Here is a 14,580-nt window from a genome sequence, read left to right on the forward strand (position 1 = left end):
GTCAGGGGCTGGTGCAGGTGACGCCGCTGGGCGCCAGAGCGCCGTTCCCGGAGCCGACGTAGCCGAACGTCGTGGTGCCGTCCCCGGCGATCGTGCCGTTGTACGCCGCGTTTCGCACGCTGACCGCGCCGCTGGTGCCGGTGTTGACGCCGTTCCACAGGTTGGTGATGGCGTGCCCGGCGGGCAGCGTCATCCGGACCGTCCATCCGGTGATCGGCGTGGTCCGGCTGTTGCGCACGGTCAGCTCGGCCTGGAAGCCGCCGCTCCACGCGTTGACCGTCCGGTAGGAGGCCAGGCAGGCGCCTCCCGACGGCGGCGGTGAGGTCGGCGGCGACGACGTCGGCGGTGCGGACGTCGCCGGCGTGGTCGGCGGTGGCGTGCCGGTGGTGAGGCTGTCCGGCACCGACCGCAGCGCGTTGTACCAGACGGCGGCCATCTTGTCGTAGCCGCCGGCGTTCGGGTGTACGCCGTCGGCCAGGTCGGCGGTGGTCAGCGCGTTGTACATGTCCACCAGGTGCACGCGCTGTCCGGCGTTCACCTTTTGCTGCACGATCCCGGGGATCGCCGCGTTGAACGTCCGCACCTGGGAGTCGGCACCCGACAGCGGGATGATCGTCGCGACGAACACGATGGTCCCCGGTGCGGTGCTGGCGATGCGGTCGAGCAATGTGGACAGTCTGCTCGGCGCGCCGGCGGAGGCGCTCCACATGTCGTTGGTGCCGATGTGCAGCAGCACGGTGCGGGGTGTCGTGGCCCGCAGCCAGTTGACGACGTTCGCGTCGATCTGGGCGATCGTCCATCCCGAGTGGCCCTGGTGGTCGTGGTCGCCGAGGGAGGCCGGCCCGTTGAACTGCGATCCGACGAAGTCCACCCGGTAGCTTCCCGCGACGAGCCGCTGCCAGAGGCCGATCCGGTAGCCGCCGGGCACGTTGAGCCCATCGGTGATCGAGTCGCCGAGCGGCATCACGCGGACCCCGCCGTTCGACTCGGCGCTGGCCGTACCGGAGGCGAAGACCGCCGCGCCGGCCAGCAGGACCGCGGCCGCGACGACCGCGAGGAGGCGTCCTGGTCGTTTCATGAAATAGCTCCTTCCTCAGGTCACGGGCTGGTGCAGGTGAGGGTCGGCGTCGACGGGCTGCCGGTGCCGAGGAACCCGAACGTGGTGCTCGCGTTCGCGGCGAGGCTGCCGTTGTAGGTGGCGTTGCGGACCGTCGCGGCGCCGCCCGAGACGGTGTACGTGCCGTTCCACAGCTGGCTGATCGTCGTACCGGCGGGCAGCGCCCAGCGGACCGTCCAGCCGTTGATGGCCGCGGTGCCGGCGCGGACCGTCACCTCGCCCTGGTAGCCACCGGACCAGGCGTTGACCGTCCGGTACGTGGCGCCGCAGGCGCCGACCGGCGCGGAGGTCGTCGGCGGTGCGCTCGTGGGTGGGGCGCTCGTGGGTGGCGCGCTGGTGGGCGGTGACGAAGTGGGCGGTGCGCTGGTGGGGCCGCCACCGGACGGGATGGTCCACGGGATCTGGGCCGTCGTCGGCGCCGGGTACGGCACGGTGTCGAACGTGCGCGAGACCGCCAGCCCCTTGACGTACTTGTCGGCGAAGTCCATGACCGCGTTGTAGTCGTTGATGTCGATCTGATGGCCGCCCGACCGGTAGGCGACCCCGATCCGGTCCCGCGCGCCCAGATACTGGTACACCATCTGGGCGGCCCGGTAGCTCAGGCCGGTGCCCTGCGGATTGGTCCGGATGTCCGAACCCTCGGTGCCGTTGGTGATCAGCAGGGGCCGGGGCGCCAGCAGCGCGCCCAGCGAGTTCTGGTCGATCGGCAGCCGGGTGGCCTGGTTGCGGAACGTGGCGAACCGCGGAGTGAACCAGTACGCCGCGCCGAGGATGTCGTTGAGCGTCTCGTCGTTGCTGCCGCCGGTGAAGAAGAACCGGTAGTTGCCCATCCCCGCGGTGCCGGCCGAGCCCGGGACCGTCAGCGCGATCCGGTCGTCGAACGCGCCGGCCACGACGGCGGCCTTGCCGTAGCGGGAGTAGCCGGACACGCCGACCTTGGTGACGTCGATCTGCGGTACGGCGCCCAGGGCGTCCAGGGTGCGGTGCACGCCCCAGGCCCAGGCCATCAGCACGCCGGTGTCCACAGTGGTGCCGTTGGCCGTCCAGAACGCGCCGGTCTTGGCGGTGCTGTCCGAGGCGATGCTGTTCGGGTCGATGCTGACCTCGGCGTACCCGCGGTTGGTGGCGGTGGCGGCGAGCGGGTTGAGCATGATGATGGCCGGGAACGGACCGTTGCCGCTGGGCAGCCGCAGTGTCGCGTTGAACGACGCGGTCCGCCCGTTCGCCTGCACGGTGACGGTCAGCGTGTTGCCGTTGCGCGTGCCGGTGACGCTGGTCGGTGCCGGCGGCAGGTGCCCGTACTCGTAGTACTGCAGCAGTTCGCGCAGCTGCTCCCGGCGGCAGTTCCAGTCCGCGGAACTCGTCAGGCGCGTACCGTCGTAGAACTTGAAGGGGTCGGGCAGCTCGCTGACGACGGGCAGTGCGCCCGCCTCGGGCAGCGAGCCGGGCAGTGCGGGGCAGGCCGCGGCGCCGGCGGTGATGGGCGCGGCGGCGAGGACGGCGACGGCACCGGCCGCCGCGAGCAGGCCGGCCAGGCCCAGGACGAGCCCGCGCCGGGTACGGGTAACGCTGGTCATCGAGCTGCCCTCCCGTTCAGCAGGTGGAGTTGGTCTGGGTGAGCAGGCCGAGCCGCCAGGGCAGGCTGTTGTAGTCGCCGCCGGCGGCCGGATCGAGGCCCTGGTACACGTAGCGCATGTTGCAGGGGCTGATCGTCAGCGTCTGGTCGGTGCCGGCGCGGAGCATCTCGCCGTGGCTGATGTCGCGGGTCCACGCGGTGCCGGAGAAGGTGACGTTGTTGGCCCGGGCGAACGGGTTGCTTTCGGTGTTGGCCAGCGAGGTCCACGGACCGGCGATGCTGGTGGACGTCCAGGAGCGGAACCAGCGCTTGCCGTCGGAGCCGATGGCCTCGATGAGCAGCAGGTACAGGTTGGTGCCCTGGACCTTGTAGACGTTGCTGGCCTCGAAGAGGTTGTTGCGGTTGGAGTCCTGCATGGCGATGACGGTGTTGGAGTCGAAGCCGTTGGGGAAGTTCGCCAGCGTGGTCTGCGACCGGTAGAGGTGCCCGTTGTCGTCGGAGGAGAACAGGTAGCAGTTGGCGGTGTCGCAGATGACCCACATGTCGACCCAGTAACCGCTGCCGATGTTCTGCTGGATGATGGCGGGCATGCCGGAGTAGAAGTTCCGGGGCGCGGTCCAGCCGTTCGGGTTGCTGATGTCGGTGTTGGTGGAGTACGCGGCGTTGCCGTTCTGGTAGACCAGGTACCACAGGTTCTGCGGCGCGAAGAAGAACACCTGGGGTGCGGCCCGGTAGCCGGTGCCGATCGGTGAGCGGTCCAGGTAGTAGTGGGTGGCCGCGGCGGCCTGTGCCCAGTCGGTGAAGTTCAGGTACACCAGGTTGTAGCCGGAGGAGTTCGCGGTCGAGGCGAACACGTGCCAGCGGCCGTTGGCGTACACCACCGAGGGGTCCTTGATCCCGGCGATGTTGTGCGTGGCGTCCGACTTCGGCGAGATCAGCACGCCGCTGGAGCTCCACCGGTAACTGGCCGGCAGGCTACCCGTGGGCGGCGGCGTGGTGGGCGGCGCCGACGTGGGCGGGGCGCTGGTCGGCGGGGCGGTCGTGGGCGGTCCGGTGGTGGGGTTGACCACCCCGCCGGTGCACGCGGTGCCGTTGAGCGTGAACGCCGTCGGCACCGGGTTGCTGCCCGTCCACGCGCCGTTGAACCCGAACGACACCGTCGCGTTGGTCGCGATGCTGCCGTTGTACGACATGTTGACGGCGGTGACCTGCGCACCCGACTGGGTGGGGGTCGCGTTCCACATCTGCGTGACGGTCTGGCCTGCGCCGAAGCTCCACACCAGACGCCACGAGGTGACCGCGTCGCCGAGGTTGGTGATGGCCACGTTGGCGCCGAAGCCGCCCTGCCATTGGCTGCTGATCGTGTAGGCGACCCGGCAGCCGGCCGCCGCCTGCGCGGTGGCCACGGTCAGGCCGGTGACCGCCAGTACGGCGGCCGCACCGGCGGCCAGCAGCGAGGTGATTCGTTTCCGGGGCATTCCTGTCTCCGTTCCGCTGTTAGCGTGAACAATCTGCGGCTGCCCAGACCGCCGTCGGCGAGGCGCGTGGCGGTCAGGGGTTTGCCCTTCACCCATCCGCCCGGCTCGCGAAACAGTTGCAAGTATCGATGGAAAGCCTTCCGGCCGCAAGCCCCTCAGCGGTCGCGGGGCGGGGCGGTGCTGCCGCGCACCATGAGCGTGGTCGGCAGCTCGACGCGGGTCTGGCTGGGGACCTCGCCGTCGACGAACGCCAGCACCAGCGCGGCCGCGGCGGCACCCATCTCGTCGAACGGCTGCCGGACCGTGGTCAACGGCGGCCCGCACCAATGGCTGCAATCCAGGTCGTCGAACCCGATCACGCTCAGATCGTCCGGAATGGACAGCCGGGCCAGCCGGGCGGCCTCGTAGACGCCGAGGGCCTGCAGGTCGTTGCCGCAGACGACCGCGGTCGGCCGATCCGCCAGGCCGAGCAGGTCCCGCCCCAGCGCCAGGCCCTCCTCGAAGAAGAACTCGCCGTTGCGGACCAGTCGGCCCTCCAGCGGTACGCCGGCGGCGTCCATCGCCGCCCGGCACGCCTCCAGCCGGGCCCGCGCGGCCAGCGAGTTGACCGGCCCACCGATCACCGCGATGCGTCGATGGCCCAGCAGCAGCAGGTGCCGGGCGGCCGCCACCCCGCCGCTCCAGTTCGCCGCCCCGACCGACGGCACCGCCTCCGGCGGGATCCCCGCCGGGTCCAGCGCCACCATCGGGATGCCGCTGGCCGACAGCAGGGCGTGATCCTGCGGAGTGAAGTACGAGTGCGCCGCGATCACCCCGACCGGCCGCCGCGCCAGCAGTTGGTCGGCCCAGGTGCGCGATTTCGACCCCGGCATGGACACGTCGGTGAACCCCACCACCAGGTCCCGCTGCCGGACGACGCGCTCCACACCGCGCAGGATCGAGATGCCCAGATGGCTCTCCAGGCCGAAGAACACCACCTCGACGCTCGCCGCCGGCACCGCCACGTTCGGCCGCCGGTAGCCGTGCTCCTGAAGCAGCGCCTCCACCTGCCGGCGCGTCTCCGACGCCACACCGGAACGGCCGTTGAGCACCCTCGACACCGTCGGCGTCGACACGCCCGCCAGTCGGGCGATCACCGCCATCGTCGGTGCACCCCGACGCACACCACGCCGGTTGCCATCCGGGTGCATCCCCGCCATCGCCGCAGTCTACGGCAGCCGGAAAGCGCTATCCATGAACGTCGCTGCCTGACGCCTTGCTAAGCAAATGATTTCAATCGATACTTGCAACTGTTTCAGAGCCGGAACGCGGCCGGGTGATGGGCAGCCCGCCATCCTTCCCTGGAGGACCCACCACCCATGAAACTCAAGCTCAAGATGCTGGCCGCCGCGGTCGCGGCCGCCGCGCTCGCCGTCGTGGCGGCGGTGACCTTCGCGCAACCCGCGTCGGCCGCGTCGTTGGTCGAGGTGACGGGGTTCGGCACCAACCCCACCAACGCCCGCATGCACCTGTACGTGCCGGACCAGGTGGCGGCCCGCCCCGGCCTCCTGGTGGCGGTGCACTACTGCGGCGGCTCCGGACCGGGGTTCTACTCCCAAACGGGGTACGCCAACCTTGCCAACCAGTACGGCTTCATCGTGATCTACCCGTCGGTGACCCGCAGCAGCGGGTGCTGGGACGTCTCGTCCGCGGCCGCCTTGCGCCGGGGCGGGGGCAGCGACCCGGTCGGCATCATGTCGATGGTCGACTACGTGCGCGCCCGCTACCCGGTCGACGCCAACAAGATCTTCGTCACCGGCACCTCCTCCGGCGCCATGATGACCAACGTCCTGCTCGGCGACTACCCTGACGTGTTCAAGGCCGGCGCCTCCTTCGCCGGCGTGCCGTTCGCCTGCTTCGCCACCACCAACGGCTCGGAGTGGAACAGCGAATGCGCCAACGGGACCATCATCCGGACCGCGCAGCAGTGGGGCGACCTGGTCCGCAACGCGTACCCCGGCTACACCGGCGCCCGCCCGCGGATGCAGATCTGGCACGGCACCAACGACGACATCCTGCGCTACCCGAACTTCGGCGAGCAGGTCAAGCAGTGGACCAACGTGCACGGGTTGAGCCAGACCCCGTCGTTCACCGACACCCCGCAGTCCGGCTACACGCGCACCCGGTACGGCGGCACGGGCGGGCAGGCGCCGGTCGAGGCGATCAGCATGCAGGGTGTCTCGCACAACCTGCCGGTCGACGCCGCCCAGGTGATCCGCTTCTTCGGGCTGGACAGCACCACCACGCCCACGACGGCGCCGACCAGCGCCCCGCCCACCAGCACGCCACCGACCAGCGCCCCGCCGGCCGGTGGCTGCCGGGTCGGGTACACGGTCAACGCGTGGAACACCGGACTGACCGCCAGCGTCACGATCACCAACGGCGGCAGCACGGCCATCAACGGCTGGACCCTGGCGTTCACCCTCCCCAGTGGACAGACCATCACCAACGGATGGAACGCCACCTACACCCCCACCAGCGGAGCGGTGACCGCCCGCAACGTGTCGTACAACGGCACCATCGCGCCGAACGCGTCGACGAACATCGGCTTCCAGGCCACCCACACCGGCAACACCGCCCGGCCGACGGCGTTCACCCTCAACGGCACCGCCTGCACGGTGGCCTGAAAGGAGCATGGGATGCGCACCTCACGCATACGAGCCGGCCTGGCGCTGACCGGTACGGGCGTCGCCGCCGCCGGCCTGGCGATGATCCTGGCCAGCACGGCCAGCGCCGCGACTACCCTGGGCGCGTCGGCGGCGGAACGGGGCCGCTACTTCGGCGCCGCCGTCGCGGCCAACAAGCTGTCCGACAGCACCTACGTGACGATCCTGAACCGCGAGTTCAACAGCATCACGCCCGAGAACGAGATGAAGTGGGACGCGACCGAGCCGTCCCCGGGCACCTTCACGTACGGCAACGCTGACCGGATCGTCAGCCACGCCCGCTCCCGCGGCATGTCCGTACGCGGGCACACCCTGCTGTGGCACTCCCAGCAGCCCGGCTGGGCGCAAGGCATGTCCGGCACCGCACTGCGCAACGCGATGATGAACCACGTCACCCAGGTCGCCACCCATTTCCGCGGCCAGATCCACACCTGGGACGTGGTGAACGAGGCGTTCGCCGACGGCAGCGGCGGCGGTCGCCGCGACTCCAACCTGCAACGCACCGGCAACGACTGGATCGAGGTCGCGTTCCGCACCGCCCGCGCGGCCGACCCGGGCGCCCGGCTCTGCTACAACGACTACAACACCGACGGCGTCAACGCGAAGTCCACCGGCATCTACAACATGGTCCGCGACTTCAAGGCCCGCGGCGTACCGATCGACTGCGTCGGCCTCCAATCCCACCTGACCAACTCGGTGCCCGGCGACTACCAGGCCAACCTGCAACGCTTCGCCGACCTCGGCGTCGACGTACAGATCACCGAGCTAGACATCGCCGGCGCCAACCAGGCCGCCGTGTACGGCACCGTCACCCGGGCCTGCCTGGCCGTGTCCCGGTGCACCGGCATCACGGTGTGGGGCATCCGGGACAGCGACTCCTGGCGTACCGGCCAGAACCCGCTGCTGTTCGACAACGGCGGCAACAAGAAGGCCGCCTACGACGCCGTACTGACCGCCCTCAACGACGGCGGCACGACCGTCACCACCCCGCCGACCACGCCGAACACCTCCCCGGGGACCACGCCGCCGGTTACCACGCCACCCACCACCCCGCCGGTCACGACGCCACCGGGCGGCTGCTCGGCGACGGTCACCGTGAACCAGTGGACCGGCGGCTTCGTGGCGACGGTGCGGGTCACCGCCGGGGCGACCGCCATCAACGGCTGGCGGGTGACCCTCACGCTGCCGTCCGGCGCGACGGTCAGCAACGCGTGGAGCGCCAACCGCAGCGGCAACACCGGCACCATCCAGTGGACCAATGTGGACTACAACGGCCGGGTGGCCGCCGGCCAGTCCACCGAGTTCGGCTTCCAGTCCAGCGGCACCGGCACCGGCCTCACGCCGTCCTGCACCGCCAGCTGACCGGCGCCGAAACAGGACGCCGGCGGGGTCGCCCGGACAGTCGGGCGACCCCGCCCCGGCGCTACTTGGTCGGCGTGTCGATCCGCTCGTAGCCCGCCATGTCCATGGTGGACACCATCCGCAGGATGTCGTTCGCGGACTGCTCCGTCAACCGGGCGCGTCGGTGAGCCGCCTCAGACGGCGGCGAGCGCCTTGGCGATGTTCCACTCGGCGAGGTCGAGCATCCATTGCCGGTCCGGGAAATCGGTGTCAGCTATCCGCAGCGGCCCTTCGATGAGCGACAGCACCTGCGCGTACCGGTAGAGCTCCAGCCTGTCCGGGTCGAGATCGACCGGCCGCAGCGCCGGATACGCGTCGTCGAAGCGCATCCGCAGCCAGGCGTGCTCCCATTCGACGTCGAAGTACGCCAGGCCCTCGAAGTCGATGAGAACCGGTTCACCGTCCGGCGTGACCAGTACGTGGTCCGGTCCGAGCTCGCCGTGTACCAGTACGTAGGTGCTCCGGGGCGACACCTTGCCACGGAGGTGACCCACATGCGCGGCGATCCGGTGACGCGCGTCGGCGAGTCGGGCGTCGCGGGCCGCTGCCGCGTCGAGGTGGCCGAGCGCCCGGTCCACGATGACGTCCTCGGTGCGCCGAGTCTGGGACGCCTCGTCGCGGGCGATGGCCGCGAGCTTGCCGTAGCGCGAGCCAAACGTGGTGTGCATGCGGCGCAACGCGTCACCGAGCGCGGACAGTGGGCCGGCGGCGGCAGCGGGGTCGCGCTCCATCAGCGCCTCCAGCCGGAGCGCGCCGGCGTCTTCCACCAACGCGATGTCGACATTGAGGTGCTTGCCGCCGCGGTCGAGCATTATCAGCCGCGGGACGCGCACCCCCGCTGCGGTGAGCGCCGCGTGGTTGGTGGCGAACAGGTCCGCGCCCGACGCGTCGGTGAACGGGTCGTCCGGGACGGCGGGCGACGGTGGCCAGTAGTTCTCGGCCGCCGCCCACGTGTAGAGAATCACGCTTGTCCGGTCGTCCAGCCCGAGCCGGTAGACGCCCTTCTTGCTGCCGCCGGTCAGCCGGTCCAGCGAGGTCAGCCGCCGGTCGGCGCCGAACTGCTCGGTCACCAGGTCGTGCAGGTCATCTGGCCGCAGGAATGCCCTGGTCATAGCCGCCTCTCGCCGTCGTAGGCGTGCTGCAGCAGGGTGCGGACGCCGGCGCGGGTGACCGGACGGGGGTTGGCGTACGGGTCGCGGGTGGCCAGGTCGGCGGCCCGGTCCAGGTCCTGTTCGCGCATGCCGAGGGCGGCCAGCGACCGGGGTGCGCCGGCCGCGGCGGCGAGCCGGTGCAGGGCGGCCGCGCCGGCGCCACCCGGCTCCCCCAGCGCCCGCGCGACCGCCGCGTCGGCGTCCGGCGCGTGCGCGGCGTTGTACGCCAGGGCGTGCGGCAGGATCACCGCGTGCGCGCCGGCGTGCGGCAGGTCGAAGGTGCCGCCGAGGACGTGGCACAGCTTGTGGTGCAGGGACATGGCGGTGCCGCCCAGGCACGTGCCGCACAGCCAGGCGCCGTACAGGGCCTGGGCGCGGTGCTCGTCGTCCGGCGCGGCGACGAGAGCGGGCAGCGCCGTGCCGAGCGCCCGGATGCCCTCCCGCGCCAGCAGTTCGATGGGTGGGGACCGGTCCGGGGCGTACAGGGCCTCGACGGCGTGGGCGAGGGCGTTCATGCCGCTGGGGCCGGCGACACCCGCGGGCAGGGCGCGGGTCAGGTCCGGGTCGTAGATCACCGTGCGGGGGCGTACGCGCGGGTCGCGGCCGGTCCGCTTCACGCCGGCCTCGGTCAGGCCCCAGACCGGTGTCATCTCCGACCCGGCGTACGTGGTCGGGACGGCCAGGATCGGCAGCCCTTCGGTGAGCGCGACCGCCTTGGCCAGCCCGACCGCCGAGCCGCCGCCGAACGCGACCAGCCCGTCGGCGTCCAGGTCACGCACCGCGGCGCGGGCGTCGTCGGCGACCGCGACCGGGACGTGCATGACGGCCCGGGGCAGGTAGCCGGCGACGCGGTCGGCGTACCCGGCGGTCAACTCCCGGACGGTGCCGGCCTGGCCCGGTGTGCACACCACCACCGGGCGGCGCAAACCCAGCCGGTCACACTCGTCCGGGAGCGCCGCGACCGCCCCGGCCGCGAAGACCACCCGCACCGGCGCCGGCTCGTAGGTGAAGTCCAGCACCGTCACGCTCCACACAGGACGATGTCGAACTCGACGTACCAGAATGGGCTCGGCAGCCCGGCCTCGGCGGCGCGGTCCGGGTCGTCGACGCGGGTGAACTCGCGGACCAGGCTGGGCTTGACCGCGAACACCGCGTCCGAGTCCAGGTACGGCCCGCCGGCCACGAACACGTGCGTGGTCACCGGAAGGTGGCCCTGCGCGGCGCCGATCAGATGGATGTGCGCCGGCCGGTACGGGTGCCGGCCGGTCGCCCGCAACAGCTGCCCGACCGGCCCGTCGGTCGGGATCGGGTAGTGGCTCGGCACCACCGTCCGGAAGCGGAAACGGCCGTCGGCGTCGGTGGTGAACAGGCCACGCCCGTTGCCCGCCGGCTGCGCGTCCGGGACCTGCACGTCGTAGAACCCGTCCTGGTCGCACTGCCACACGTCCACGCTCGCCCCGGGCAACGGCACGCCGTCCGCGCCGCGCACCACGCCAGTCACCAGGCAGGGCTCGCCCCGGCCGACCAGGTCGATCGAGTCGCCGTTCGCGCGCGGCGGCGAGGCCACCACATGGAACGGGCCGAGCACCGTCGACTCGGTGCCGCCGGGCCGGCTGTTGACCGCCTCCACGAGCGTGGACACGCCCAGCACGTCGGAGAGCAGGATGAACTCCTGCCGGGTGTCGGTGCACGCCTGCCCGGTGGCGGTCAGGAACCCGATCGCGGCCTCCCACTCCGCCAGCGTCGGCCGTACCTCGCCGACGAACGCGTGCAGGTGGGTGACCAGGCTGGCCAGGACGGTACGCAGGCGCTCGTCCGGGGCGTCACGGAAGCTGTCGGCCACCCGGGCGGCCAGCGCCGGGTCGGCGGATTCGGTGCCCATCCGCCCATCCTCCTCCCGACGGGGGCACACGCCGCTGGGTGGCATCGAGGTAGTCGTGCAGCGCCTGGCGGGAGCGGGTGAGCGTGTCGATGTGTCGGTCCAACCCGTGCAGGCGTGCGCGCAGCGTGTCCAGCAGTTCGGGGCAGGGCACGAGCTCTGGGTCCGCGCCGGTGGCACAGGGCAGGATGAACCCGATTTCCTGGGTCGACAGCCCGGCGTCCAGCAGCTTCCTGATCTGGGCCACGGTCACGATGTCGTCGTGGGCGTACTCGCGATAGCCGCTGGTGCCGCGGTCGGGCTCGAGCAGGCCCTGCGCCTCGTAGTAGCGCAGCTGGTGCGCGTTGACTCCGGTCCGCCGGCTCAGCTCCCCGATCAGCACGCGCGCTCCTCTTGACCTTCATACCGGTGTGAACCCTGATGATTCTGCCAGCAACAACGACCCACCTCGATGGAGAACAACGATGCAGAATCGCGATGCTGGCCACACTCCCGTGACGGTCATCGGCCTGGGCCTGATGGGTCAGGCGCTGGCCGGGGCGTTCCTGCGCGCCGGTCACCCGACCACCGTGTGGAACCGCACGGCGGCGAAGGCCGACCGCCTCGTCGCCCAGGGCGCGAAGCCCGCCCACTCGGTCGGCGACGCCGTCGCGGCCAGCCCACTCCTTGTCGTTTGCGTGTCCGACTATCGCGCGGTGCGCGATCTGCTCGACCCGCTGGGCGATGCCCTCGACGGTCGGGTCCTGGTGAACCTGACCTCGGGCACCTCGGCGCAGGCCCGGGAGACGGCCGATTGGGCGGCGCGGCGGGGTGTCACCTACCTGGACGGCGCCATCATGGCCGTGCCCGCGGGCATCGGCACCGCGGAAGCCGTCCTCCTCTACAGCGGCCCACGGTCGGCCTTCGACCGGTACGAGCCGGCCCTGCGCGGTCTCGGCGCGGGAACGACGTACCTCGGCGGCGACCACGGCCTGTCGTCCCTGTACGACGTGGCCATCCTGGGCGTGATGTGGAGCGTCCTCAACGGCTTCCTCCACGGCGCCGCCCTGCTCGGCACGGCGGGGGTGGACGCGGGCGCGTTCGCCCCCTTCGCGAGCACGTCGATCGGGACCGTGACCGGCTGGTTGGCCGGCTACGCGCGGCAGATCGACGACGGCACGTACCCCGCCGACGACGCCACGATCGACACCCACCTGGCCGCGATGGACCACCTCGTACACGAAAGCGAGTCCGTCGGCGTCAACGCCGAGTTACCGAGACTCATCAAGGCCCTGACCGATCGGGCCATCGCTGACGGGCGCGGCGGCGACAGCTACGCGGCGATGATCGAACGGTTCCGCGCGCCACGGTAGGCGTCGCCACCCTCGTCAGGCGGCCGTCTCCGGCAGCACCGCGATCGCGTTGATCTCGATCAGATACTCCTCGCGGACGAAGCCGGCGACGGCCACCATGGTCGAGGCCGGCGGCGGGCCGGTGAAGTATTGGCGGCGTACGGCGTGGATGGCGGCGAAGTCGGCCATGTCCCGCACGTACACGTCGACGCGGGCGATGTCGGCCAGCGTGCCGCCCGCCGCGGTGACGGCGGCGGCCAGGTTGCGGCACACCTGGTGGGTCTGCTCGGTGATGTCGCCGACCCCGGCGATGGTGCCGTCGGCCCGGCGCGCGGTCATGCCGGAGATGAAGACGAGCCGGCCCGGCGTGCTCACCGTCGCCTGGGAGAAGTGACCGTTGGGCGCGGCCAACTCCGCGGACGTGACCTGGTCAAATGACATCGAAGGCTCCTTAGGGGTCCAGGGGTTCAGTCTCCTAGGGCGACGTACAGCAGCACCACGACCAGCACGGCGAACACGACGAGCAGGACGCCCACCAGCAAGGTCTCCCCGACTCCCCCACCGTCTTCGCCCTTCGACACCACAGCTCCTTTGATTTGATATTTGATAAGACCGCCTTGATCATAATGCGCCCTCGGCCTACAGGACTAGTTGGCCGTTCGGGGTTGATCCGGGGCGAACCCGGATATACATCCGCCGTGGCTGACCCAATCATCGAAGGTACGAATGGGTCCGGCGGCTGGGGGAGGCAACGTGAGAGGCGCAACGCGGCTGGTGGCGGTGGCAACGGTGCTGGCCGTGGCCGGGATGAGCGCGGCGTGCGGTGCTGGCACCGCCGATCCGCCGGTGACGGCCCAATCGGGCGGCGCGACCCACGACGGCCACGGTCAGGGCGCGCCGCCGCCGCCGTCGCCGACGCCGCCGCGCGCCGGTGAACGGTTCGTGACACTCAAGATGCCGCAGCCGTACGCGCCGGTCGCGCCGAACGGAGGGACGGACGAGTACCGTTGCTTCCTGGTCGATCCGGGACTGTCCACCCAGGCGTACCTGACGGGCAGCCAGTTCCTGCCGCAGAACGCCGACATCGTGCACCACGCGATCTTCTTCCAGATCCCTCCGGCGGGCGCGGCCGAGGCGCGCGAGCTTGACGAGGGTACGCCCGGCGAAGGCTGGCAGTGCTTCGGCGACTCCGGCGTGAACGGCGACGCGTGGGTGGCCCACTGGGCGCCGGGGGCGGACGAGGTGCTGTTGGACGAGGGCCTGGGGTACGAGATGCCGGCCGGCAGCCAACTCGTCATGCAGGTGCACTACAACCTGCTCGCGACCGGCGGAAAATCCGGCAGCACCGACCAGTCCAGCATCCGGCTACGCCTCGCCGACGCCACCACCGCCATGACCCCACTGGCCACCATGCAGGCACCCGCACCGGTCGAACTGCCGTGCACCGCGCAGGAAAGCGGCCCACTCTGCGACCGGGACGCCGCGATCAAGGACGTCACCCGCCGCTTCGGCCAGGACGTCGGCTCCAGCGCCGCCGACCTGCTCCAGTGGTGCAGCCAAGGCAAGCCGGCACCCGGATCCACCCAACACTGCGACCACCCGATGGAGGGCGCCGCCACCATCTACGCCACGGCCGGACACATGCACCTGCTCGGCCGCGCCATCACGATCGAACTCAACCCCGGAACCACCGGCGCCCAAACCCTGCTGGACGTACCCCAGTACAACTTCGACGACCAGGCCATCCGCCCACTGGCCACCCCGGTAAAGATCAAGAAGGGCGACGTGCTCCGGGTCACCTGCACCCACGACGCCGGCCTGCGCAAGATGCTCCCCCAACTCCAATCGCTGCCACCCCGCTACGTCGTCTGGGGCGACGGCACCGCCGACGAAATGTGCCTCGGACTACTCATCGGCACCCCGTCGTAGCGCGCGAACCTCA

Annotated in this window: 13 protein-coding genes; 4 read left to right on the forward strand and 9 right to left on the reverse strand. The window is 71.0% G+C overall.

The window, feature by feature from the left end:
- Position 1 precedes the first annotated feature (1 nt).
- The 4 genes from Prum_RS01235 to Prum_RS01250 all read right to left on the reverse strand — a co-directional run bounded on the left by Prum_RS01235 (position 2) and on the right by Prum_RS01250 (position 5,313).
- Entirely contained in the window at positions 2-1,078 is a 1,077-nt protein-coding gene (locus tag Prum_RS01235; protein ID WP_173073206.1) for a cellulose binding domain-containing protein, read from the reverse strand.
- Between the two features lie 20 nt (positions 1,079-1,098).
- Positions 1,099-2,694 carry a glucuronyl esterase domain-containing protein gene (locus tag Prum_RS01240; protein WP_246277568.1) on the reverse strand — a complete coding sequence of 532 codons (1,596 nt, stop codon included), beginning with the start codon at positions 2,692-2,694 and terminating at the stop codon, positions 1,099-1,101.
- Positions 2,695-2,710: 16 nt separating this feature from the next.
- Positions 2,711-4,171, reverse strand: a complete 1,461-nt coding sequence (locus Prum_RS01245) for a glycoside hydrolase family 62 protein (RefSeq protein WP_173073208.1) — start codon at positions 4,169-4,171, stop codon at positions 2,711-2,713.
- A gap of 155 nt (positions 4,172-4,326) precedes the next feature.
- Positions 4,327-5,313 (reverse strand): LacI family DNA-binding transcriptional regulator, encoded by a 987-nt coding sequence (locus Prum_RS01250; RefSeq protein WP_246277569.1) that lies wholly within the window; start codon positions 5,311-5,313, stop codon positions 4,327-4,329.
- A gap of 216 nt (positions 5,314-5,529) precedes the next feature.
- Here Prum_RS01250 and Prum_RS01255 point away from each other — a divergent pair, with 216 nt between their 5' ends.
- Entirely contained in the window at positions 5,530-6,837 is a 1,308-nt protein-coding gene (locus Prum_RS01255) for an extracellular catalytic domain type 1 short-chain-length polyhydroxyalkanoate depolymerase (RefSeq protein ID WP_173073210.1), read from the forward strand.
- 12 nt (positions 6,838-6,849) lie between these two features.
- Positions 6,850-8,238 carry a glycoside hydrolase family 10 protein gene (locus Prum_RS01260; RefSeq protein WP_173073212.1) on the forward strand — a complete coding sequence of 463 codons (1,389 nt, stop codon included), beginning with the start codon at positions 6,850-6,852 and terminating at the stop codon, positions 8,236-8,238.
- A gap of 173 nt (positions 8,239-8,411) precedes the next feature.
- On the opposite strand, the gene Prum_RS01265 is transcribed toward Prum_RS01260, so the two are convergent.
- The 4 genes from Prum_RS01265 to Prum_RS01280 are packed head-to-tail and all read right to left on the reverse strand — an operon-like array spanning position 8,412 to position 11,689.
- On the reverse strand, positions 8,412-9,389 hold the full coding sequence (locus Prum_RS01265) for a phosphotransferase family protein (RefSeq protein WP_173073214.1): 978 nt from the start codon (positions 9,387-9,389) through the stop codon (positions 8,412-8,414).
- Positions 9,386-10,453, reverse strand: a complete 1,068-nt coding sequence (locus Prum_RS01270) for a maleylacetate reductase (RefSeq protein WP_246277570.1) — start codon at positions 10,451-10,453, stop codon at positions 9,386-9,388. The genes Prum_RS01265 and Prum_RS01270 overlap by 4 nt, the downstream gene beginning before the upstream one ends.
- Positions 10,450-11,310, reverse strand: coding sequence for a dioxygenase family protein (locus Prum_RS01275; protein ID WP_173073216.1), 861 nt, complete (start codon positions 11,308-11,310; stop codon positions 10,450-10,452). Before Prum_RS01275 ends, Prum_RS01270 begins: the two co-directional genes overlap by 4 nt.
- Complete coding sequence (locus tag Prum_RS01280; RefSeq protein WP_173073218.1) at positions 11,252-11,689, reverse strand: MerR family transcriptional regulator; 438 nt, start codon at positions 11,687-11,689, stop codon at positions 11,252-11,254. The genes Prum_RS01275 and Prum_RS01280 overlap by 59 nt, the downstream gene beginning before the upstream one ends.
- A gap of 82 nt (positions 11,690-11,771) precedes the next feature.
- Here Prum_RS01280 and Prum_RS01285 point away from each other — a divergent pair, with 82 nt between their 5' ends.
- Entirely contained in the window at positions 11,772-12,659 is an 888-nt protein-coding gene (locus tag Prum_RS01285; protein WP_173073221.1) for an NAD(P)-dependent oxidoreductase, read from the forward strand.
- A 15-nt stretch (positions 12,660-12,674) separates the two neighbouring features.
- On the opposite strand, the gene Prum_RS01290 is transcribed toward Prum_RS01285, so the two are convergent.
- The gene (locus Prum_RS01290; protein WP_173073223.1) at positions 12,675-13,079 is read right to left on the reverse strand and encodes a RidA family protein; all 405 of its coding nucleotides are present in this window, start codon (positions 13,077-13,079) and stop codon (positions 12,675-12,677) included.
- 312 nt (positions 13,080-13,391) lie between these two features.
- Here Prum_RS01290 and Prum_RS01295 point away from each other — a divergent pair, with 312 nt between their 5' ends.
- Complete coding sequence (locus Prum_RS01295) at positions 13,392-14,567, forward strand: monooxygenase (protein ID WP_246277571.1); 1,176 nt, start codon at positions 13,392-13,394, stop codon at positions 14,565-14,567.
- Positions 14,568-14,580 lie beyond the last annotated feature (13 nt).

It is taken from the genome of Phytohabitans rumicis, assembly GCF_011764445.1.
Classification (GTDB): Bacteria; Actinomycetota; Actinomycetes; order Mycobacteriales; family Micromonosporaceae; genus Phytohabitans; species Phytohabitans rumicis.